At 61.8% G+C, this 19,778-nt stretch carries 22 protein-coding genes and 1 other RNA gene; 8 read left to right on the forward strand and 15 right to left on the reverse strand.

Annotated features, from left to right (window positions below):
• Positions 1–3: 3 nt before the first annotated feature.
• Positions 4–1,977, reverse strand: a complete 1,974-nt coding sequence (tkt, locus tag C4N04_RS10085) for a transketolase (protein ID WP_106795956.1) — start codon at positions 1,975–1,977, stop codon at positions 4–6.
• A 333-nt stretch (positions 1,978–2,310) separates the two neighbouring features.
• Between tkt and C4N04_RS10090 the strand changes: the two genes are divergently transcribed.
• The 3 genes from C4N04_RS10090 (at position 2,311) to ssrS (ending at position 3,208) form a co-directional block, all read left to right on the forward strand.
• Positions 2,311–2,586 carry a DUF4164 domain-containing protein gene (locus C4N04_RS10090; protein WP_009994078.1) on the forward strand — a complete coding sequence of 92 codons (276 nt, stop codon included), beginning with the start codon at positions 2,311–2,313 and terminating at the stop codon, positions 2,584–2,586.
• 16 nt (positions 2,587–2,602) lie between these two features.
• A complete protein-coding gene (locus C4N04_RS10095; RefSeq protein WP_010054570.1) occupies positions 2,603–2,980 on the forward strand; it encodes a cell division protein ZapA in 378 nt (125 codons plus the stop codon).
• Positions 2,981–3,049: 69 nt separating this feature from the next.
• A non-coding RNA gene (ssrS, locus tag C4N04_RS10100) (6S RNA) lies at positions 3,050–3,208 on the forward strand.
• 230 nt (positions 3,209–3,438) lie between these two features.
• On the opposite strand, the gene C4N04_RS10105 is transcribed toward ssrS, so the two are convergent.
• The 3 genes from C4N04_RS10105 to C4N04_RS10115 form a co-directional block, all read right to left on the reverse strand.
• A complete protein-coding gene (locus tag C4N04_RS10105) occupies positions 3,439–4,422 on the reverse strand; it encodes an NAD(P)-dependent oxidoreductase (protein ID WP_106795957.1) in 984 nt (327 codons plus the stop codon).
• 67 nt (positions 4,423–4,489) lie between these two features.
• Complete coding sequence (locus C4N04_RS10110) at positions 4,490–5,056, reverse strand: helix-turn-helix transcriptional regulator (RefSeq protein ID WP_106795958.1); 567 nt, start codon at positions 5,054–5,056, stop codon at positions 4,490–4,492.
• Between the two features lie 71 nt (positions 5,057–5,127).
• Positions 5,128–5,463: a metalloregulator ArsR/SmtB family transcription factor gene (locus C4N04_RS10115; protein ID WP_039622078.1), complete on the reverse strand. Its 336-nt coding sequence runs from the start codon at positions 5,461–5,463 to the stop codon at positions 5,128–5,130.
• A gap of 55 nt (positions 5,464–5,518) precedes the next feature.
• On the opposite strand from C4N04_RS10115, the gene C4N04_RS10120 reads away from it, so the two are divergent.
• From C4N04_RS10120 to C4N04_RS10130, 3 genes are all read left to right on the forward strand, one after another.
• A complete protein-coding gene (locus tag C4N04_RS10120; RefSeq protein ID WP_106795959.1) occupies positions 5,519–6,001 on the forward strand; it encodes an SRPBCC domain-containing protein in 483 nt (160 codons plus the stop codon).
• Positions 6,002–6,153: 152 nt separating this feature from the next.
• Positions 6,154–7,185, forward strand: coding sequence for a phosphogluconate dehydrogenase (NAD(+)-dependent, decarboxylating) (gene gnd / locus C4N04_RS10125; protein WP_106795960.1), 1,032 nt, complete (start codon positions 6,154–6,156; stop codon positions 7,183–7,185).
• 153 nt (positions 7,186–7,338) lie between these two features.
• A complete protein-coding gene (locus C4N04_RS10130) occupies positions 7,339–9,453 on the forward strand; it encodes a mechanosensitive ion channel family protein (protein WP_106795961.1) in 2,115 nt (704 codons plus the stop codon).
• 4 nt (positions 9,454–9,457) lie between these two features.
• Here the strand turns inward: C4N04_RS10130 and C4N04_RS10135 are convergent, their stop codons facing one another.
• On the reverse strand, positions 9,458–9,835 hold the full coding sequence (locus tag C4N04_RS10135; RefSeq protein ID WP_009997004.1) for a DoxX family protein: 378 nt from the start codon (positions 9,833–9,835) through the stop codon (positions 9,458–9,460).
• Between the two features lie 238 nt (positions 9,836–10,073).
• On the opposite strand from C4N04_RS10135, the gene mprF reads away from it, so the two are divergent.
• Both mprF and C4N04_RS10145 read left to right on the forward strand, forming a co-directional pair.
• The gene (gene mprF / locus C4N04_RS10140) at positions 10,074–12,677 is read left to right on the forward strand and encodes a bifunctional lysylphosphatidylglycerol flippase/synthetase MprF (RefSeq protein WP_077990533.1); all 2,604 of its coding nucleotides are present in this window, start codon (positions 10,074–10,076) and stop codon (positions 12,675–12,677) included.
• The gene (locus C4N04_RS10145; RefSeq protein WP_039622069.1) at positions 12,674–14,056 is read left to right on the forward strand and encodes an AcvB/VirJ family lysyl-phosphatidylglycerol hydrolase; all 1,383 of its coding nucleotides are present in this window, start codon (positions 12,674–12,676) and stop codon (positions 14,054–14,056) included. Before mprF ends, C4N04_RS10145 begins: the two co-directional genes overlap by 4 nt.
• Before the next feature lie 42 nt (positions 14,057–14,098).
• Here the strand turns inward: C4N04_RS10145 and C4N04_RS10150 are convergent, their stop codons facing one another.
• The 10 genes from C4N04_RS10150 to ruvC are packed head-to-tail and all read right to left on the reverse strand — an operon-like array spanning position 14,099 to position 19,723.
• Entirely contained in the window at positions 14,099–14,662 is a 564-nt protein-coding gene (locus C4N04_RS10150; RefSeq protein ID WP_009995246.1) for a DinB family protein, read from the reverse strand.
• Between the two features lie 38 nt (positions 14,663–14,700).
• Complete coding sequence (locus C4N04_RS10155; protein WP_096764388.1) at positions 14,701–15,213, reverse strand: NUDIX hydrolase; 513 nt, start codon at positions 15,211–15,213, stop codon at positions 14,701–14,703.
• Between the two features lie 7 nt (positions 15,214–15,220).
• A complete protein-coding gene (locus tag C4N04_RS10160) occupies positions 15,221–16,123 on the reverse strand; it encodes a metallophosphoesterase (protein WP_106795962.1) in 903 nt (300 codons plus the stop codon).
• Positions 16,124–17,164 (reverse strand): Holliday junction branch migration DNA helicase RuvB, encoded by a 1,041-nt coding sequence (ruvB, locus tag C4N04_RS10165; protein ID WP_009994750.1) that lies wholly within the window; start codon positions 17,162–17,164, stop codon positions 16,124–16,126.
• Positions 17,164–17,559, reverse strand: coding sequence for a type II toxin-antitoxin system VapC family toxin (locus C4N04_RS10170; RefSeq protein ID WP_106795963.1), 396 nt, complete (start codon positions 17,557–17,559; stop codon positions 17,164–17,166). The genes ruvB and C4N04_RS10170 overlap by 1 nt, the downstream gene beginning before the upstream one ends.
• Entirely contained in the window at positions 17,556–17,816 is a 261-nt protein-coding gene (locus C4N04_RS10175) for a type II toxin-antitoxin system PrlF family antitoxin (protein ID WP_038691108.1), read from the reverse strand. Before C4N04_RS10175 ends, C4N04_RS10170 begins: the two co-directional genes overlap by 4 nt.
• A gap of 54 nt (positions 17,817–17,870) precedes the next feature.
• Positions 17,871–18,485: a Holliday junction branch migration protein RuvA gene (ruvA, locus tag C4N04_RS10180; protein WP_038691106.1), complete on the reverse strand. Its 615-nt coding sequence runs from the start codon at positions 18,483–18,485 to the stop codon at positions 17,871–17,873.
• A gap of 13 nt (positions 18,486–18,498) precedes the next feature.
• Positions 18,499–18,915 carry a type II toxin-antitoxin system VapC family toxin gene (locus C4N04_RS10185; protein WP_038691104.1) on the reverse strand — a complete coding sequence of 139 codons (417 nt, stop codon included), beginning with the start codon at positions 18,913–18,915 and terminating at the stop codon, positions 18,499–18,501.
• A complete protein-coding gene (locus C4N04_RS10190) occupies positions 18,896–19,159 on the reverse strand; it encodes an AbrB/MazE/SpoVT family DNA-binding domain-containing protein (protein WP_038691102.1) in 264 nt (87 codons plus the stop codon). Before C4N04_RS10190 ends, C4N04_RS10185 begins: the two co-directional genes overlap by 20 nt.
• A 54-nt stretch (positions 19,160–19,213) precedes the next feature.
• Positions 19,214–19,723, reverse strand: a complete 510-nt coding sequence (ruvC, locus tag C4N04_RS10195) for a crossover junction endodeoxyribonuclease RuvC (protein WP_096764384.1) — start codon at positions 19,721–19,723, stop codon at positions 19,214–19,216.
• Between the last annotated feature and the right edge of the window lie 55 nt (positions 19,724–19,778).

Genomic DNA, 19,778 nt, shown 5'->3' on the forward strand with positions numbered 1-19,778 from the left:
TCTTTAAAGCTTTGCTTCCGCAGCCGCAACGACGGCGTCGGCAGTGATGCCGAAATGCTTGTAGACGTCCTTGACCGGGCCAGAGGCGCCGAAGCCCTTCATGCCGACGAAGCTGCCTTCCGGTCCGATGAAAGCGTCCCAGCCTTCGCGGACGGCGGCTTCGACGGCGATCTTGACCGGCGAGTTGCCGAGAATATCCTTGCGATAGGCGTCCGGCTGCTCGAAAAACAGCTCCGTGCAGGGGACCGACACGACGCGCACCGAAACCCCTTTGGCTTCGAGGGTCGCGCGGGCGGCGACGGCGATTTCGACCTCGGAGCCGGAAGCGAAGATCGTCACCTTGGCATCGGCGTTGCCGGCGAGCGTGTAGGCGCCGAGCTCGCAGAGGTTCTTCTCATTATACTCGGTACGGACGGTCGTCAGGTTCTGGCGGGTGAGAGCCAGCGCGGACGGACGGTTCTTGCTCTTGATGGCGATCTGCCAGCATTCCGCCGTCTCGACGGCGTCGGCCGGACGGAAGACCTGCAGGTTCGGAACGGCACGCAGGCCGGCGATCTGCTCGACCGGCTGGTGGGTCGGGCCGTCTTCGCCAACGCCGATCGAGTCATGCGTCAGGACGTGGATGACACGAATGCCCATCAGCGCCGAGAGGCGGATCGGCGGGCGGCAATAATCCGAGAAGATCATGAAGCCGCCGCCATAAGGGATGAGGCCGCCGTGCAGCGAGATACCGTTCATGGCGGATGCCATGCCGTGCTCGCGGATGCCCCAGTGCATGTAACGGCCCTTGAAATCCGTCGGGGTGATGGAGACCATCTGGCTGGTCTTGGTGTTGTTCGACGGCGTCAGGTCGGCGGAGCCGCCGAGCGTCTCCGGCAGGAAGCCGTTGATGATTTCGAGCGCATCCTCAGACGCTTTGCGGGTGGCGACGGTCGGCTTGGTCTCGGCGAGTTTCTTCTTGTAGTCGGTGATCGCCGCGTCGAAGCCTTCCGGCAGATCGCCCGCCATACGGCGGCTGAACTCGGCCCTGACAGGTGAATTGGCGAGCGTTTCTTCCCACGCCTTGACGATGTTGTCGGAGCGGGTGCCGGCCGAGCGCCATGCGTCGAGAACATCGGAGGGAACGACGAAGGGCTCATAATCCCAATTCAGAGCCTTGCGGGTCGCTGCGATTTCATCCGCGCCGAGCGGGCTGCCGTGAACCTTGTGGCTGCCGGCCTTGTTCGGAGCGCCGAAGCCGATGACCGTCTTGCAGGCGATGAGGGTCGGGCGGTCGGACTTGTGGGCGGCTTCGATCGCATCGGCGATGGCGGCCTGATCGTGGCCGTCGATCTCGATCGTGTTCCAGTGAACGGCCTTGAAGCGGGCGATCTGGTCGGTCGAATCCGACAGCGAGACGGCGCCGTCGATGGTGATCGAGTTGTTGTCCCAGAAGAGGATCAGCTTGTTCAGCTTCAGGTGGCCGGCAAGGGCGATGGCTTCATGGCTGATGCCTTCCATCAGGCAGCCGTCGCCATTGATGACGTAGGTGTAGTGGTCCTGCAGCTCCGGACCGAATTCATCGCGCAGCTTGCGTTCGGCGATCGCCATGCCGACGGCGTTGGCGATGCCCTGGCCGAGCGGGCCCGTGGTGGTTTCGATGCCGGTGGCATGGCCGTATTCCGGGTGGCCGGCAGTCTTCGAGCCGATCTGGCGGAACTGCTTCAGATCCTCGACCGTCATGTCGGGATAGCCGGTCAAATAGAGCAGCGAGTAGAGCAGCATGGAGCCATGGCCGGCCGACAGCACGAAGCGGTCGCGGTTCGGCCAGTGCGGCTTCTTGGGGTCGAAGCGCAGATATTTGGTGAACAGGACCGTTGCCACGTCAGCCATGCCCATCGGCATGCCGGGGTGGCCGGAATTTGCCTTTTCAACGGCATCCATGGCGAGGAAACGGATCGCATTCGCCATCCGGTCGTTTTGTTCGGGAGAGGTCATCGCTTTTCCGCAAGCTCGGGTGTCGGGGGATGGCCTCGAGCCTCCAAGACCATCAAGTGAAAGCGGCAGAGACATAGCAGTTAAGACGGGCGAGTCAATAAATGGCGGGCCGAATCCGGCGGGGTTGCGGCGATTTTTGACATTTGCTCGCGCGATTATACAAAAGACAAATTTTATGCGGGAGGCACCGATAAAACGCTCATCCACAAGATAGGCCGGCGGACGGGTGGGGAGATTTATTGACGGGCCGTTGGCGAGCTGCATATCCTTTTTGAAATCACAGGATCGGTGCAGAGTGCCGATTCGCGGATCCTGCGCGGGAATCGGAAAGGCATGATGCCCACAGGCAAAACCATGGAAGCAGCGCTCAACGAGCTGAGACAGGCGATTTCGAGCCTCGAAAACGCCGTCGACATGCGCATCGAGCGGCAGCGCGAGCAGGGCGAGATCGAGGGCGAGGTCCGGCGCGTGCACGCCGACCGATCCCGGCTGGCGCAGGAGCTCGACCAGGCCGAATTCCGTGCCAACCGGCTGGAAGAGGTCAACCGCGAGGTATCGCGGCGGCTGGTGACGGCCATGGAAACGATCCGCGCGGTTCTGGATCGCTGATGAGAAAGAATATGACATGGCGCAGGTGACGGTGACGATCGACGGCAAGGCCTATCGCATGGCCTGCGAGGAAGGGCAGGAGGATCATCTGACCGACCTCGCCACTCGTTTCGATCGCTATGTCGGCCATCTCAAGGATCAGTTCGGCGAGATCGGCGACCTCCGGATCACCGTCATGGCCGGCATCATGATCATGGACGAGATTGCCGAGCTGACGCGCCGCATCGCCGGGCTGGAATCCGAGCTCGAGTCGCTGCGCGGCAACCGCGATACCGTGCTTGCCGCAACCGCCCGCACCGAGGAAACGCTGGCGGCGGCACTCAGCGAGGTGTCGAGCCGCATCCGGGGCATCACCGACAAGCTGAACGGCCGCACCGCCCCCGAGCTCAACTGATCTCAATTAAATCGGCGCGGCCTGCGGTCGCCACTGGCGCGCCGGCGCAAACGACCTTATATATCGCGATGCGGTCTGCGCCTCTCGACAGGAACCACAATCCCTGGGGCCATACTCGATCCAAAGGGAGCTGTCCCTGGCCAGGCCCGTGGGCCTGGACACACGGTGCCCACCTACGTTTGTAGGCGCCCAGGATCGTAAACATCCATCGGTCGTCGTGGATCGCACTTTCTCTCCATCGCCGGCAAAGGCAGCAGATCGACAGGCGACGCGGCGCGCGTCCGCCTTTTTTTCGCAGGTGCGACTACTTCCTTTATGACGGCATCGTGATATCTGGAGGACGCATTCTCGCTTCGGCGATTCAGCGTCCTAAAGCGCGTCGCATCAAATTTGATTCATGCGACGCGCTGATGCATGTCGTTGTCCCGGAACCGCTGCACACTTCCGGGCGACATGCATTAATCGACCGGATAGGGGCCTTCGGCGAAAATTTCGTCGTGATAGCCTTTGGAGCCGACCTCGAGCGACAATGGGCTGCGCCATTCGCGATTCTCCCCCAGGCAATCGAGCACGAAGCGGAAATCATAGCGCGGCTGCCAGCCGAGTTCGCGCCGTGCGCGCTCGTTGACGTAGACGCGGTCGAGTGCCGGGGACATCTTCCAGCCGCGTTCGGCATAGAGGCCGCGGGCTCCCGGAAAGAGCCGCTCGACGACCGCAGGCGCGTCGCGCCTGATGTCGGCGAGATCGTCTGGTGAAAACGGCGTGGTGGCCGAGATGATGTAGCGACCGAAGCCGATCGGACGTGCCCTTTCGAGGGCGATCAGATGGGCGCCGACCACATCGGCGATATCGACGCGGCGATGGAGCAACTCGTTGGCCTGGGCATTTGCCGGCGAATAGGCCTTGCGAATGTCGGGATCGTCGTCGCTTTCGGGAAAGAAACGCGACGTCCTCAGAATAACGACCGGCAATCCGAATTTGCGAGCGAAGAGTTCGCACAGACCTTCGGCAGCGAGCTTCGTTACGCCGTAAATGTTCCTCGCGATCGGAAGCACGTCCTCGGTGATCCATGCGGCCGATTGGCCGGCGGCCGGCGTCAATGCCGCGCCGAAGGTGCTAGTGGTGCTGGTGAAGACGAAACTTTCAACGCGCGCGGCCGCCGCCTCTTCAAGCAGGTTCAGCGTGCCGCCGATATTGGTGTCGACGAATTCCTGATTGCCATGAGTGGCCACATGCGGCTTGTGCAGTGTGGCGGCATGGATGACGTAGCTGATGCCCGACATCGCCTGCCGGACGAAGGCGCGGTCGCCGATGGAACCGACCGCGTCGGTGAAATCCGAAGGCTTGATGTCGACGCCGCGCGCCGATCGGCCTTGCGCCTTCAGGACGCGCACCAGCGCTTCGCCGAGGTGGCCGGCGCTTCCCGTCACCAGTATCGTCATCGCATTTTCTCCAGACCGTTTACACGGCGGAGGCTATTAAGACCGGCATTTTCAGACAACGCATAAATTATGCATGAGGGTGCAGGAAAGCTGCAGGCTCGGTGACTGTGGTGACGAGGCGACCGGCGCTGCCGTCGGAAAACATGATCCGTTCCCAGATGACGCGGCCGGCGGCAATGGGCAGGCGCGCATTGCCGTTGGCACCGGTATCGAATGTCAACGACATGAGCCTGCCGTCATGCCAGCCGCATGCCTCCAGCGATTGTTCGGCGGCGGCGATCTCGGCGGAGGCGTAGGGGAAAAGAGAGCGGCCGAGAAAAGCGCCGATCGGTGCACGCCATTCCGACTGCCGAGGACGGGAGGCGGACAGCAGCCGGTGGGTGCTGTCGCAGATCAGATGCACAGGCCGGAGGCAGTCCTCGACCAGCCGTTTCAATGCGGCATCGGCCACGGCATGGTGCGGCGCGGCGAAAATTCGTTCCAGCCTGACGGCCTGCTCCGGCGACAGGGCAAGTTGATCTCGCTCCCAGCGCGAGACGGTCGCCTGGTTGACGCCGAGGAGTTCGGCGAGGTGTTGCTGCTTCATGCTGCGCAGCAGCCGCATGCGGCGTATGCCGGCCCCCGATATCGTCATCTCTGTCCCGTCTCTTGTCTTTTGGTCAGCATAGGATTGCGGCCGGCCGGGAGGCAAGGTGGGGTGCCCGGTCATTGTTCCGGCTGGCCTTCGAGATCGCTTCTCAGCCGATCGAGGATCGACAGGGCATGGCCGGCGTAGGCGCTGATCCAGCGATCGTAGATCTGCTTGATCGGCAGGCTGTTCAGATGGTTCCAGCGTTCGCGCCCTTCCTTCCTGGCGATGACCAGATCGGCTTCTTCCAGCACTTTCAGATGCTGCATCACCGTGCAGCGATCCATGTCAGGAAACATGTCGCAAAGGGCCCCTGTGGTGCGGGGGCCATCCTTGAGCAGATCGAGGATCTCGCGGCGGCGATGATGCGCCAGCGCCTTGAAAACAGGGTCATCGGTTGATTCGCTTGACATGTTATATTTTTATAACATAATGGGTCCAGACACAATGAAGAAGAGGAGCAATGCCATGTCTCTCGGAATCCGCATTTCCGGCCGCATCGGCCGTCCCGTCGCAGAGGTGTTCGACGCCGTCGTCAATCCGAAGAAGCTCAGCAGCTATTTCACCACGATCGGCGGGGCGAGCGCCCCGCTCGTCCAAGGCACGACGGTGACCTGGTGGAAGGACGCGCCGGTCGAGGTCGTCGAACTCGTGCCGGAAAGCCGCATCGTGCTTCGCTGGGACGGTGGAACCGGCGAGGACAAGACGAGCTATAAAACGCTGGTGGAGATGAATTTCCAACCGCTGGAGGATGGCGGCACGCTGGTGACGATTGCCGAAAACGGCTGGCGCGAGGACGAAGCCGGCCGGCGCGGCACCTATCTCAATTGTGAAGGCTGGACGCAGATGCTTTGCTGCATGAAGGTATTCGTCGAGTACGGCATCAACCTGCGCGAGGGCATGTTCCTCAGTGAGATGAAGGGTGAACCGGCCAGCGCGCCCGATGAGTGAGGAATGAGCGGGCATCGGGCGCTTCGGTCCGACGTCGTCCCGCCGCGGCGCGATCGTCGCAGGCGCGGATATGGCCGAGACTTCGCTTGCCTGTCACACTGCGGGTGCTAGTTTCCGGAGTCGATACTTCATTTCGGTTCCAGGAGATTGATATGCAGCTTGGCATGGTTGGTTTGGGCCGCATGGGCAATTACATGGTCCAGCGCTTGATGCGGGGCGGTCACGAATGCGTCGTATACGACACCAGGCCGGAAAGCGTTGCCGCGCTTGCGGGTCTCGGTGCGACCGGGAGTGCGTCGCTCGAGGAATTCGTCTCGAAGCTTAACCACCCCCGGGCGATCTGGCTGATGCTGCCGGCGGCGATCGTCGACAAGGTGCTTTCGAGCCTGGTGCCGCTGCTTCAGAACGGCGATATCGTCATCGACGGCGGCAATTCCTATTACCACGACGACATCCGCCGCGGCGCCGAGCTCATCACCAAGGGCATCCATTATGTCGATGTCGGCACCAGCGGCGGCGTCTTCGGCCTGGAGCGCGGCTATTGCTTGATGATCGGCGGCGAAAAGGGCACCGTCGAGCATCTTTCTCCGATCTTTGCGACGCTCGCCCCCGGCGTCGGCAAGACGGAAGCATCGCCGAACCGCACAGCCGAAGCGGCAGCGGCCAGCACGGCGGAGCAGGGTTATCTGCATTGCGGCCCGCACGGCGCCGGCCATTTCGTCAAGATGGTGCATAACGGCATCGAATATGGCCTGATGGCCGCCTATGCCGAAGGCCTCAACATTCTGAAACACGCCAATATCGGCGCTGCCTCCCATGAGGCCGATGCAGAGACGGCGCCGCTCGCCCATCCCGAACATTTCCAATACGATTTCAATTTGCAGGATGTCGCCGAAGTCTGGCGTCGCGGCAGCGTCATCACCTCCTGGCTGCTCGATCTGACGGCCGATGCGCTGCATGCCGACCCCGCGCTGTCGAAATTTGCCGGCCGCGTCTCGGACAGCGGCGAGGGCCGCTGGACGATCATGGCGGCAATCGACGAGAGCGTGCCGACGCCGGTTCTAAGCGCGGCGCTCTACGGCCGGTTCTCCTCGCGCGATAACGACGAATTCGCCAACAAGGTGCTGTCGGCAATGCGCGCCGGCTTCGGCGGCCATGTGGAGAAGCCGGCTCCCAAATCCTGAAGCCAGGCGTCCCGCGCCGCCCCTGCCTTTCCTAGCCGTCGGTATGGTGTTCCTACCGCTTGCTGGCGGCAGCGGTCACGAGTATCCATTGCTAAAAAGGGAAATGTCGGGGCTGCTTCCATCCAAGTGGCCGACACTCCATTGGAGGCGGTCATGGAGCGTGGCGCGGCGGCGGCCTTGAAGGCCGCCATATCGGGCATGTTGGCACTCGTTATGATTTTCGCGGCGGGTTCGCCAGGCTTCGCCCAGACAGCTCAGGCGCAAGCACCGGCCGCGGCTGCCCCGCCGGCGCAGGTGCGCGAGATGATGCAACTCATGCAGACGCCCGAGGTCAAGCAGTGGATGGCGACGCAGATGGCCGCAACGCCCGCCGCCAATTCGGCGACCCAAAACCAGATGTCGGTGCTGTCGGGTCTGCTGCAGCACGCCCGTCGGCACATCTCGATGGTGTCTGACGCGGCGATGACATTGCCCTCGCAGATCGGCAATGCCTCCTCGCTGTTCTCCAGCGAAATCGCCGCCAATGGTCTTGCGCGTATGTGGGCGCAGTTCCTGGCGATCTTTCTGCTCGGCGGGATCGTCGAAAGCTTTGCCCGCTACGCTTTCCGCCGCCGCCGCGAGCGATTGGCGCATATGGCGGGCATGCATCTGGCGCCGCGCGTCATTCCGGCGCTGATTTTCGCTGCGGCAACGATGCTCACGCTTCTCAGCCTCGGCTGGCCGCCGCTCAGCCAGAGCATCGCCATCGTCTGCGTCGTCGCGCTCGTCGTCCAGCGATTTACGATCTGCCTGGGTGGTGTTCTGGTCGATCTCATCGGGCTGGCGCGGGCCGAGGAAGAGCGGCAAGGCGTGATCGCGCTGACCATGCCCTCACGCGCCGTCGCGCTCTTCTGGTATCGCCGCTCTGCGATCTTCGTCATCTATTTCATGCTTGGCTGGGCAGCCATCCAGTCGATGGAGCCGCTCGGCTTTTCTCCGAGCGCCCGGCTCTTCGTCGGCTATATCCTCGGCATCGGGCTGCTGCTGATCGCGATCGAAGCTGTCTGGTCGCGGCCTCAGAAGGACGACAAACGCGGCCATGGGATTTCCTGGGCGCTCACCGTGTATTTCCTGTTGCTCTGGGGGCTGTGGGTCACCGGGTTCAACTGGCTGCTCTGGCTCGGCATCTATGTGCTGATGCTGCCGCGCGTGCTCGCCGTCTCGACGATTGCGGTGAAGTCGCTGCAGCAGACCGAGGCAAGCTTCCTTGCCACGCGGCGGATCGCCACCGTATTGCTCGACCGCGGCGTGCGGGCACTGATCATCGCATTCGCCGCCATCTGGCTCGGCCAGCTGCTCGGTGTCGGCGCCGACACGATGGCGGCCGGCGACAAAATGGTCGATAAGATCGCGCGCGGCGTCATCGGCGGAATCGTCATCCTGCTTGCTGCCGATCTGCTCTGGCACGTCGTCAAAGCCTATATCGACGGCAAGCTGCTCGGCTCGCCCCTGGAGGGCGGCGCGACGGACGAGGAGAAGGCCAGACATGCGCGGTTTCAGACGCTGCTGCCGATCTTCCGCAATATCCTTGCCGTGGTCATCGCCGTCATTGCGGTTCTGATGGTGCTCTCGGGCCTCGGCATCGAGATCGGGCCGTTGATTGCCGGCGCGGGCGTCGTTGGCGTCGCTGTGGGTTTCGGTGCCCAGACGATCGTCAAGGATGTCATCAGCGGCATGTTCTATCTCTGGGACGATGCCTTCCGTGTCGGCGAATATATCGAAAGCGGCAGCCACAAGGGCGTGGTCGAGGCTTTCAGCCTGCGCTCGGTGAAGCTCAGGCATCATCGCGGGCCACTGACCACCGTGCCGTTCGGCGAACTTGGCGCGGTGAAGAACCTCAATCGCGATTGGACGATCGACAAGATCAGCCTCAACGTCACATACGACACCGATCTCGTTAAAGCGAAGAAGGTGATCAAGCAGATCGGTCAGACGTTGCTCGAAAACCCGGAATTCGGCCCGCACATCATCGAAACGCTGAAGATGAAGGGCGTCGAGCAGTTCGGCGAATTCGCCATCGAGCTCCGCCTGTCGATGATGACGAAGCCCGGCGAACAGTTCGTTATCCGCCGCAACGCACTGGCGATGATCCGCAATGCCTTCAAGGAAAACGGCATCGAATTCGCCGTGCCGACGGTGCAGGTGGCCGGCGATCGCACGGTGGAGGTGGATGCCGCCGCGGCACGCTACGCTGCTTATGCACGGGCCGGCGGTGAGCCGGCCACGTGAGCCCTTACATCGCTCCGGCAGCTACGGTGAGCAGGCCGCCGACGATGGCCATGTTGCTTTTCCAGCTGTTGATGGCGCTGTCGCGAGCTGTGCCTTCCATCTCCCAGAAATTCAGCAGCATCACCGAGGCGGCAAGCGTGAAGATGATGAGGCCGAACGCTGCCGCGGCGACGAAGAGACCCAGCATCATGAGGAGGCCGGCAGCAATTTGAAAGACGCTGCCGGACAGCAGCACCCATTTCGCACAAGGTATGCCGCGGGCTTCGATGGCGTCGGTTATCGGCACGATGACGAAAAAATGATGGATACCGGCGGCAACGAAAAAGACGCCGAGCAGCAATCTGCCGAGGATGAGGATCAGGAAGGCCAAGTCACCCTGCATGTCTCATCCTTCGCTCGCGTCTAAAATTTTGGTCATCACCGCAAACTCTTCGTAAGCTTACGAAAATGCAATGTGCCAATACAGTTTGTCTGCGCAAATTCGCCCCAATTGAGGATGATTGAGGCGCAGGCGGCGGGGCTGGGGTAGCGGCGGCATGGCTTCATAGAGCTTATATGCCTGTCATGTTACGTCTTCGAAAAATGATTCCCGCCGAGTTTGGAAATTGCGCAGGTACGAGATGTCGGGTCACGGCAATTTGGAAGAGATGCAAGCGACGGACGGGTTTTCTTTTCGCGCGCTTTTCAGGCGGTACAGGACGCCACTGACGGCAGCCGCAACACTCATTGTCTTCTGTCTCGTCGGCTATGCGATCATGCAGCTCACCAACGAGGTTCGCTATGATGATGTCGTCGGTGCGCTGGCGGCGACCAGGCCGAGCGCGATCCTGCTTGCGCTATTCTTCACCGCGCTCAGCTTCCTCTCGCTGGTCTTTTATGATCTCAACGCCATCGAGTATATCGGCAAGAAGCTGCCGTTTCCGCATGTGGCGCTGACGGCCTTCAGTGCGTACGCCGTCGGCAATACCGCCGGTTTCGGCGCCCTTTCGGGCGGCGCGATCCGCTATCGCGCCTATACGCGCCTTGGTCTGTCGCCAGAGGATATCGGTCGGATCATCGCCTTCGTTACCCTGTCCTTCGGTCTCGGGCTTGCAGGGGTCGCGGCGATCGCCCTCATTATCATCGCCAGCGAGATCGGGCCGCTGATCGGTGTCAGCGCCTTCCTTCTCCGGCTGATTGCCGGCTCGATCCTCGCCATTCTCGGGGCTGTGCTGATCATCGGCCGCGAAGGCCGCGTGCTCGATCTCGGCGCGGTCGCGATCCGCCTGCCGGATTCGCGCACCTGGTCGCGCCAATTCCTGGTTACGGCCTTCGATATCGCCGCCTCGGCCTCGGTGCTCTATGTGCTCTTGCCGCAGACGGCCATCGGCTGGCCGGCCTTCCTGGCTGTCTATGCGATCGCCGTCGGTCTCGGCGTGCTCAGCCACGTTCCGGCCGGGCTCGGCGTGTTCGAGACCGTGATTATCGCCTCGCTCGGCAGCGCGGTGAATATCGATGCGGTGCTCGGATCGCTGGTGCTCTACCGGCTCATCTATCATGTATTGCCGCTGTTGATCGCCGTGCTCGCGGTCTCAGCGACGGAGCTGCGTCGTTTTGTGGATCACCCGGCCGCCTCCAGCGTCCGACGCATCGGTGGTCGGCTGATGCCGCAGCTGCTTTCGACCTTGGCCCTGCTGCTCGGTGTCATGCTGGTGTTTTCGAGCGTCACACCGACGCCGGATCAGAATTTGGAATTTCTGTCCAACTATCTGCCGCTGCCGATGGTCGAAGGCGCGCATTTCCTCTCCAGCCTGCTCGGACTGGCGCTGGTGGTCGCCGCGCGCGGCCTTGGTCAGAGGCTCGACGGCGCCTGGTGGGTGGCCGTGTTCTCGGCCGTTGCGGCATTGACCTTGTCGCTGTTGAAGGCGATTGCGCTGGTCGAAGCCGCTTTTCTCGCCTTCCTCATCTTCGGGCTCTTCGTCAGCCGCCGGCTCTTTACCCGCCATGCGTCGCTGCTCAACCAGGCAATGACGGCATCCTGGCTGATGGCAATCGCCGTCATCGTCGTCGGCGCCGTCGTCATCCTGCTCTTCGTCTATCGCGATGTCGAATACAGCAACCAGCTCTGGTGGCAGTTCGAATTCACCGCCGAAGCGCCACGGGGACTGCGCGCCGTGCTCGGCATCACCATCATCTCGTCGGCCATTGCCATCTTCAGCCTGCTTCGGCCTGCGGCCTTCCGGCCGGAGCCGGCGACGGAGGAGGCGCTGGCGCGTGCCGTCGATATCGTCAGGAAGCAGGGCAATGCCGACGCCAATCTGGTGCGGATGGGCGACAAGAGCATCATGTTTTCGGAGAAAGGCGACGCCTTCATCATGTACGGCCGGCAGGGCCGCTCATGGATCGCGCTGTTCGATCCTGTAGGCGATCATCGCGCCGTGCAGGAACTCGTCTGGCGTTTCGTCGAGGCGGCGCGGGCGGCGGGCTGCCGCGCCGTTTTTTACCAGATCTCGCCGGCCTTGCTTTCCCATTGCGCTGATGCCGGCCTGCGTGCCTTCAAGCTCGGCGAACTGGCGGTGGCGGATCTCAGGACCTTCGAGATGAAGGGCGGCAAATGGGCAAATCTCCGGCAGACTGCCAGCCGGGCGCAGCGCGACGGGCTGGAATTCGCCGTAATCGAACCGCAGGACGTGCCCGTGGTCATCGATGATCTCGCCGCGGTTTCCTCGGCCTGGCTCGAGCACCACAAGGCCAAGGAAAAGGGCTTCTCGCTCGGCGCCTTCGATCCGGATTATGTCTCCTCGCAACCGGTCGGCATTCTGAAGAAGGACGGCAAGATCGTTGCCTTTGCCAATATCCTCGTCACCGAATCGCGGGAGGAGGGCACGATCGATCTCATGCGTTTCTCCCCGGACGCGCCGAAGGGCTCGATGGACTTTCTCTTCGTGCAGATCATGGAGTATCTGCGCGGTCAGGGTTTCACCCACTTCAATCTCGGCATGGCGCCTCTCTCCGGCATGTCGAAACGCGAGGCGGCACCCGTCTGGGACCGCATCGGCAGCACCGTCTTTGAGCACGGCGAGCGCTTCTACAACTTCAAAGGCCTTCGGGCATTCAAATCCAAGTTTCATCCGCACTGGCAACCGCGCTATCTTGCGGTCTCCGGAGGGGGCAATCCGATGATCGCGTTGATGGACGCGACATTTCTGATCGGGGGCGGGTTGAAAGGGGTAGTGAGAAAATGATCAGGACAATCCTTCTTGCCACGGCATGCGCCTGCATGCTCGCGGCCGCACCGGCAGATGCCGCCGAGGAAACCACGCAGAGCTTCGAAAGCGGGCTCATCCCGTCGCCTCACATCTTCCTGCCGGAAGGGGAGGTGAAGGGCACGGTGATGCTGATTTCCGATGCCGCCGGCTGGGGCGATTTTGAGAAGGCCGAGGCCGACAGGCTGGTTTCCGAAGGCGCCGTCGTCATCGGCGTCGACTTTCCTTCCTATATCCAGGCGCTCAGCCGATATGATGTCAGCCTCAATGATGGCTGCCTCTACATGGTCTCGGATATCGAATCGCTGAGCCAGCAGGTGCAGCGTGCGACCGGCAACAACGCCTATCATTTGCCGATTGTCGCCGGCATCGGCGAGGGCGGGGCCTTGGCGCTGGCGATTGCGGCGCAGACGCCGGATGCGACGATCGGTCAGACGCTCGCCGTCGATCCGAAGGCCGGCATTCCGCTAACCAAGGAACTTTGCACGCCCGCTTCCAAGAAGGCCGTCGGCGAACGCATGGTCTATGGGCTGAGTGACGGCGCGCTGCCGGATCCGGTTATAGCGGTCTTTACGCCCAACGCCGACAAGGATGGCAGGGCGCATGCCGAAGCGCTGAAGAAAGTCCATTCCGCGATCGAGATCCGCGATTCCACCGACGACGCGCAGACGGTCTTTGCCGATACGCTCGATGACCTCGTTACCGCCTCCGGCGCCTTCGGCAATCCGCTCGGTCTGCCGCTGGCGATCCTCGAGGCCACCCCCGCCCTCGATACGATGGCGGTGATCTATTCCGGCGACGGCGGCTGGCGAGACATCGACAAGGAGGTGGGCGGCACCCTGCAGAAGGAAGGCATTCCCGTCGTCGGCGTCGATTCGCTTCATTATTTCTGGTCGGAGCGCAAGCCGGAGGAGACCGCCGGCGATCTTTCGAAGATCATCGATTTCTACCGCAAACAGTGGAAGGTGAAGCATGTGCTGCTCGTCGGGTATTCCTTCGGCGCCGATGTCGTGCCTGCGACCTACCAGTTGCTGAAACCGGCCGAGAAGTCGGCGGTGGCGCAAATGTCGCTGCTGTCGCTCTCGCACGAAGTCGACTACGTCATCTCCGTTCTCGGCTGGCTCGGCCAGAAGACGGGCGGGGCGGGAGGCGATCCGGTCGCCGATCTGAAGAACGTCGATCCCAAACTCGTGCAATGCATCTACGGCAAGGACGATGACGACGACGTCGCCTGTCCGGCGCTGAAGGACAGCGGCGCCGAGGTCATCGAGCTGCCCGGCGACCACCATTTCGACGAGAATTACGACCTTCTCACCAAGACGATCATCGACGGGCTGAAAAAGCGGCTTCGGAACTAGAGCTTTCCTGGTCAGATTGAAGCATCCTGACCAGGAAAGACCTTAACGCATCAGCGTTTCCTCGCTCCAGCCGAGTCCGGCGAGTTCCCCGCCGCGAAATTTCGCATCATCGGCGACGATGAATTCGTCGAGCTGCGGCGGGGCGATGCTGGTGCCGGCGAGCATCGCATGCACCTGGCCGCGGTGATGAGTCTGGTGCTGGAAGAGGTGGGCGAGCACGTCTTCCATCCGCTCCTGCTGGATGCGGTCGCCGCGGTGGAGGCTCACGGTCGAGACCAGTTTTTCTGGCGTCAGGGCCTCGCAAAGTGCCACCAGGCGCTGATCGACCTTCGCCTGCGCTTCTGCCAGCGAGGAAACGTCGTCGAAGGGTTGGTCGACCTCGAAGGCCTGGAACCCGAGCGTGCCACCTTCCAGGCCATCGACATAGAACCAGTCGACCGTGACGATGTGGTTCAAGGTTTCCTTGATCGAAGGGAAGAAGCCGGTGCGAGGCGCTTCGAATTCACCGGGCGTCAATGCCGCGCAAGCTTGCAGCAGGCGGCGGTTGGCAAGGGCGTTGTTATAGGCGAGTTTGCGGAATGGCCTGACGGGGTCGAAAGTCGGCATCGGCGCATCTCCTCTTCACGCGCTTTGAATTGCTTGCGTCAGCTCTTCTCATCGAGATCGCCGTCGCGCCAGACGAGATGACGGGGTGCTGCGGGCAGGCTCTCGATTTCATCGGCGATGAAATAGGGCGGGATGTCGAGCGCGGTCAGGGCTGTGCGCGTTGCCGCCACCCATTTGAATTCGAGATGGTTGTCACCGTCTTCGACGCGATGGATGATCTCGCGCGGCCGAAAGGGAAATTCCGGCAGAATTTCCATCAGATAATAGAAGCCGAGTTCATGCCAGTCGCGCTGTTCGTAGTGGAAAAAATTCTCGACGATCCAGAGGAGGCGCGAGACTGTGACGTTGACGCCGAGTTCCTCCATCATCTCCCGTTTCAGCGTTTTTTCCGAGCTCTCGCCGATTTCCGCCGTCCCACCAGGAAAGGTCCAGAAGGGCTCGTGCACGGCACGATGGACGAGCACATGGCCGTCGCGAAAGGCGAGGCCGGCGATGCGATGGTTGAAACGTTCAGCGCCCACAGTCAGGCGGATGTGAGTGCGCTTGCTCATGTCATTCTTATCCGAGATCGATCACGACGATTTCCGGGGGCACGCCGAAACGGACCGGCGCGATGGAGCAGCCGAGGCCGCCGGACACGATGATATTCCGGCCCTCCTCGACGATGTGGCCATAGGCGTAGCGATTGCCGTAACGCGAGGGGACGATCGGCGAACGGCCGAGGAAACGGATCTGCCCGCCATGGGTGTGGCCGGACAGCGTCAGCGAGACGCGCTCGGGCACGCGCGGAAAGATATCGGGCTCATGGGCGATCAGGATGACGGGCGCATCGTCGGTCACCTGCGCCATCGTTCCATCAAGGTCGTCGAGGCCGAGCATGCGCGTGCGGCCCCATTTCCTGCCGGGCAGCAGCGCCAGCTGGTCTTCAAGGCCCGCGAGCCAGAAGCCGCGGCTATCCTTTTCGAGCCGAACGGCGCGGTTGCCGTAGACCGGGATGCCGACCTCGGCAAGCGCCCGGTGCCCGAATGTTTCCATCCCGCCGTTCTTCTGGGCAGTCCTGTCCTCCCACCAGTCATGATTGCCCATGATCGCATGGACGCCGAGAGGGGCTCGCAGAGTGGCCAGCGCCTTCGACCACTGGCTCGAATGCACGTATTGCGTCACCATGTTCATGCCCGAGGCATAATCGCCGAGCAGGACGGTCACGTCGCCTTCGAGTTCATTCGCCCTGTGGCAGATTGCGGTGATGCGGCTTGCCGACATCCAAGGTTCGCAAGCATGGATATCGGCGAGTGCGACGACACGGAGTTTCAGCCCCGGTGTCCATCCCGGCGGCGTCAGCCGGTAACGGGCGATGCCGAGCCGCGCCAGCGGTTCATAGGCGAAGGCATAACCACCCAGCGATATGACGCCCGCGATACCGCCGCCGACAAATTTGAAAAAACCGCGGCGGGTGATCACTCAGTCGTCCTCCTGGAACAGCCGGAACTGCGCAGCCTCCATTTCCTTGGGCGGTTGCATTCCCAGATGTTTCCACGCGATTGCGGTCAGAACACGGCCGCGCGGCGTGCGCTGAATGAAACCCTGCTGGATCATATAGGGCTCGATGATGTCCTCGATCGCGTCGCGCGGCTCGGAAAGGCCGGCGGCGATGGTCTCGATGCCGACCGGGCCGCCGCCGAAATTGACGGCGATCATGTTGAGGTAACGTTTGTCGAGCTGGTCGAAGCCGACATTGTCAACCAGAAGGCGGGTCAGCGCCTCGTCGGCGATCTCGCGGGTGACGGCTTCCGCCCTTGCCACCTCGGCGAAGTCGCGCACGCGCCGCAACAGCCGACCGGCGATGCGTGGCGTGCCGCGGGCGCGTCTGGCGATCTCGCGGGCGCCTTCTTCGGTGATCGGCAGGTTCATCAGCCGCGCGCCGCGGCGCACGATCAGTTCCAGCTCCTCGACGGTATAGAAGCTCAGGCGCACCGGGATGCCGAAGCGGTCGCGCAGCGGCGTCGTCAACAGGCCGAGGCGGGTGGTCGCGGCCACCAGCGTGAATTTCGACAGATCGATTTTCACCGAGCGGGCGGCCGGGCCTTCGCCGATGATGAGGTCGAGCTGGAAGTCTTCCATGGCCGGATAGAGGATTTCCTCGACGGCGGGATTGAGGCGATGGATCTCGTCGATGAAGAGCACGTCGCGCTCTTCGAGATTGGTCAGCAGCGCCGCGAGATCGCCGGCCTTGGCGATGACAGGGCCTGATGTCGAGCGGAAGTTGACGCCGAGCTCCTTCGCCATGATCTGCGCCAGCGTCGTCTTGCCGAGGCCGGGCGGGCCGACGAAGAGCACATGGTCCAGCGCCTCGCCACGGTTCTTCGCCGCTTCGATGAAGATCTTGAGATTGGCGCGCGCCTCCGCCTGGCCGGTGAACTCGTCCAGCGATTGCGGGCGTAGCGTGACATCAAGGTCTTCGCCCCGCTTTTCCGGCGATATCAGGCGGGCGGGTTCGCTCATCAAAGAAGTTCCATTCCAGGTATCGTTTTTGCAGCTTGGGCGTCAAATGTCTTGGTTGTCACGCAACCGGCGTCACGGTTGCGAAGAGCGATGAAGACATCCGCAAATTCGGCATTCGTTCGCACCATGATTCCGAGCGCCTCCTCGATCACTCTTTCATCTTCAAGGATCAGATCCGCTGAGTCCAACAAATCCGAAATCGCCTCCACGATCTGTTCTCTCTTCAGCTTGATACGTTGCCGCAGGAACCACGTGCATTCCATCAGCGTGATGCAGCTAATATAGCCAGGTGCCGTATCGGAGAGGTTCTCAAACAGTGCTGTGACTTTGTCTGTTTGGGCGGCATCATCCTTCAGGAGGAAGCGCAGCAGGATGTTGGTGTCGAGGCCAATCATCCTGCACTATTCACATGAGCGGCGATGGCTTCTCCGATAGCCTCGTCCATTTCCTTCAATGTGATCGTCCGCCGTTTCGGATCGTGAAATTTGCCGGCAAGGTCAATGGCGCGCTTGTTCTTGGCCTTCATGATGATTTCGCCATCGCGATTGATGTAGCGGATCCTGTCACCGGACTTCAGATTGAGCAATTCACGAACTTCCGCCGGAATTGTTGTCTGGCCCTTCGATGTCATTGTACCGTAGTAGATATTCATCCGGATCTCCTTACCATTCAAGTTTAGTAAGGAATTGCGATATATTCAAGGAAGTCACCGCGCCAGTTCCTTCAATCCCAGCCTGATCAGCTTGGCGCTGTCTGCACCTTCGCCGGCCGTCTTCATCGCCGCAGCAACGGCATTTGCCGCCTGGTCTCTGCTGTAGCCGAGGTTGGTCAGCGCGGAAACCGCGTCGGCCACGGGTGCGGCGGCGACGCCTTCGCCGAGTTCCTGTTTGAGGGCGATATTGATCGCTTCCCCGGCGAAGGCGGGAGCCCGGTTCTTGAGTTCGGTGACGAGGCGCATCGCCACTTTCGGGCCGACGCCCGGCGCGCGGGAAACGGCAGCGCGGTCCTGCAGGGCGATCGCATTGGCGAGTTCGCCCGGCGTCAAGGTCGAGAGCACGGCAAGCGCCACCTTGGCGCCGACCCCCTGGACGCTTTGGAGCAGGTTGAACCATTCCCGCTCCAATGCGGTCATGAAGCCGAAGAGCTTCAACTGGTCCTCACGCACATAGGTCTCGATGAACAGCACACAGGCCTCGCCGGCCGAGCCGAGCTTGGACAGGGTGCGGGCGGAGCAGTAAGCGACGTAGCAGACGCCGTGCACATCGACGAGCACATAATCTTCGCCGATCTCGTCTATTGTGCCTTTCAGCTTGCCGATCATGGGGCGCGGTCTCTCAAGAGTGCGTTTCGGGGGAAATAATGTCCAAATCAGGGAAATAGGAACGGTAGCGCGCACCATCGCGCGTCAGCAGGCGGTGCGATCGAACCAGGGCATGCGCGCCGATGAAAAAATCGGGCAGCGTGCGCTCTCGCAGGCCGCCGCTCCGCCGATATTGCGCATGGGCCATGCCCGCGCGGTAGGCGGCGGAAAACGGCAGCGCCTCCCGGATCAGATTTAATCGCGAAAGGAGAAATACGAGCGTTTCCTCGCGCGGGCTCATGCTTGCCAGCTCCGCCCAGACCACGGGCGTCATGATGAACTGCGAATCCGGCCGCAATGTGCTCAAGGCCCGCGTGGACCATTCCCTGAAAGGATTGTCCGGGCCGAAGATATCGATGAAGATGTTGGTATCAATGAGGACCGAGGTCATCGCGTGGTCCCCTCAACCACTCCATGAACTCATCGGTCGTCATGCCGCCGGTGTCGAGAGTGCCGCTCATGCTGCCGAGCCAGGATTCAAAATCGTCCTGCGACGGCTCTGCGCGGCTGGTCAGAACGACGAGGCGGGCACCCTTTTCATCGGCAATGAAATCCACCTCGGATCCCGGCCCGATCTTTAAACGGTCCCTGATATCTTTGGGAATTGTCACTTGGCCTTTTTCCGTCACGCGCATGGTAATACCTCCAAGGTATTACTTATCATCGAATGGGAACAAGTCAAGAACAGATTAGCCGGCCAGTGCCTGCCGCATCCGATTGCTGCCGCGATTGTGCGCATGGCAGATGGCGATCGCCAGGGCGTCGGCGGCATCGTCGCCTTTGAATTCGACTTTCGGCATCAGGATCTTCAACATCATGTGAATCTGATGTTTTTCGCCGTGGCCGACACCGATGACGGCCTTCTTGACGGCGTTCGGGGCGTATTCGGAGACTTGCAGCCCGGCGCGCGCCGGCACCAACATGGCGATGCCGCGGGCCTGGCCGAGCTTCAGGGTTGCAACCGCGTCCTTATTGACGAAGGTCTGTTCGACGGCGGCCTCATCCGGCTTGTAAGCGTGCACAACCTCCGCCAGGCCGTCATGCAGCTGGCAGAGGCGGGAGGCAAGATCCAGGTCGCCGCCGGAGGTCACGGTTCCCGAGGCCACAAACCGCAGGGAATTGCCCAATGTGTCGATAATTCCCCAGCCGGTGCGGCGCAGTCCGGGGTCAATGCCGACGATGCGAATCGTATTTTGCATGGTTCAACCTATAGCGACTGCGAAATAAGTGCCATCGATATGTGAACAAAACAAA

Origin of the sequence: Rhizobium sp. H4 (assembly GCF_003013335.1) — a bacterium.
Lineage (GTDB): Bacteria > Pseudomonadota > Alphaproteobacteria > Rhizobiales > Rhizobiaceae > Rhizobium > Rhizobium sophoriradicis.

What these genes read in the sequence shown, in the direction of transcription:
- tkt (WP_106795956.1), bottom strand. Translation starts at nt 1,977, where the DNA reads ATGACCTCTCCCGAACAAAACGACCGGATGGCGAATGCGATCCGTTTC.
- C4N04_RS10090 (WP_009994078.1), top strand. Translation starts at nt 2,311, where the DNA reads ATGATGCCCACAGGCAAAACCATGGAAGCAGCGCTCAACGAGCTGAGA.
- C4N04_RS10095 (WP_010054570.1), top strand. Translation starts at nt 2,603, where the DNA reads ATGGCGCAGGTGACGGTGACGATCGACGGCAAGGCCTATCGCATGGCC.
- C4N04_RS10105 (WP_106795957.1), bottom strand. Translation starts at nt 4,422, where the DNA reads ATGACGATACTGGTGACGGGAAGCGCCGGCCACCTCGGCGAAGCGCTG.
- C4N04_RS10110 (WP_106795958.1), bottom strand. Translation starts at nt 5,056, where the DNA reads ATGACGATATCGGGGGCCGGCATACGCCGCATGCGGCTGCTGCGCAGC.
- C4N04_RS10115 (WP_039622078.1), bottom strand. Translation starts at nt 5,463, where the DNA reads ATGTCAAGCGAATCAACCGATGACCCTGTTTTCAAGGCGCTGGCGCAT.
- C4N04_RS10120 (WP_106795959.1), top strand. Translation starts at nt 5,519, where the DNA reads ATGTCTCTCGGAATCCGCATTTCCGGCCGCATCGGCCGTCCCGTCGCA.
- gnd (WP_106795960.1), top strand. Translation starts at nt 6,154, where the DNA reads ATGCAGCTTGGCATGGTTGGTTTGGGCCGCATGGGCAATTACATGGTC.
- C4N04_RS10130 (WP_106795961.1), top strand. Translation starts at nt 7,339, where the DNA reads ATGGAGCGTGGCGCGGCGGCGGCCTTGAAGGCCGCCATATCGGGCATG.
- C4N04_RS10135 (WP_009997004.1), bottom strand. Translation starts at nt 9,835, where the DNA reads ATGCAGGGTGACTTGGCCTTCCTGATCCTCATCCTCGGCAGATTGCTG.
- mprF (WP_077990533.1), top strand. Translation starts at nt 10,074, where the DNA reads ATGTCGGGTCACGGCAATTTGGAAGAGATGCAAGCGACGGACGGGTTT.
- C4N04_RS10145 (WP_039622069.1), top strand. Translation starts at nt 12,674, where the DNA reads ATGATCAGGACAATCCTTCTTGCCACGGCATGCGCCTGCATGCTCGCG.
- C4N04_RS10150 (WP_009995246.1), bottom strand. Translation starts at nt 14,662, where the DNA reads ATGCCGACTTTCGACCCCGTCAGGCCATTCCGCAAACTCGCCTATAAC.
- C4N04_RS10155 (WP_096764388.1), bottom strand. Translation starts at nt 15,213, where the DNA reads ATGAGCAAGCGCACTCACATCCGCCTGACTGTGGGCGCTGAACGTTTC.
- ruvB (WP_009994750.1), bottom strand. Translation starts at nt 17,164, where the DNA reads ATGAGCGAACCCGCCCGCCTGATATCGCCGGAAAAGCGGGGCGAAGAC.
- C4N04_RS10170 (WP_106795963.1), bottom strand. Translation starts at nt 17,559, where the DNA reads ATGATTGGCCTCGACACCAACATCCTGCTGCGCTTCCTCCTGAAGGAT.
- C4N04_RS10175 (WP_038691108.1), bottom strand. Translation starts at nt 17,816, where the DNA reads ATGAATATCTACTACGGTACAATGACATCGAAGGGCCAGACAACAATT.
- ruvA (WP_038691106.1), bottom strand. Translation starts at nt 18,485, where the DNA reads ATGATCGGCAAGCTGAAAGGCACAATAGACGAGATCGGCGAAGATTAT.
- C4N04_RS10185 (WP_038691104.1), bottom strand. Translation starts at nt 18,915, where the DNA reads ATGACCTCGGTCCTCATTGATACCAACATCTTCATCGATATCTTCGGC.
- C4N04_RS10190 (WP_038691102.1), bottom strand. Translation starts at nt 19,159, where the DNA reads ATGCGCGTGACGGAAAAAGGCCAAGTGACAATTCCCAAAGATATCAGG.
- ruvC (WP_096764384.1), bottom strand. Translation starts at nt 19,723, where the DNA reads ATGCAAAATACGATTCGCATCGTCGGCATTGACCCCGGACTGCGCCGC.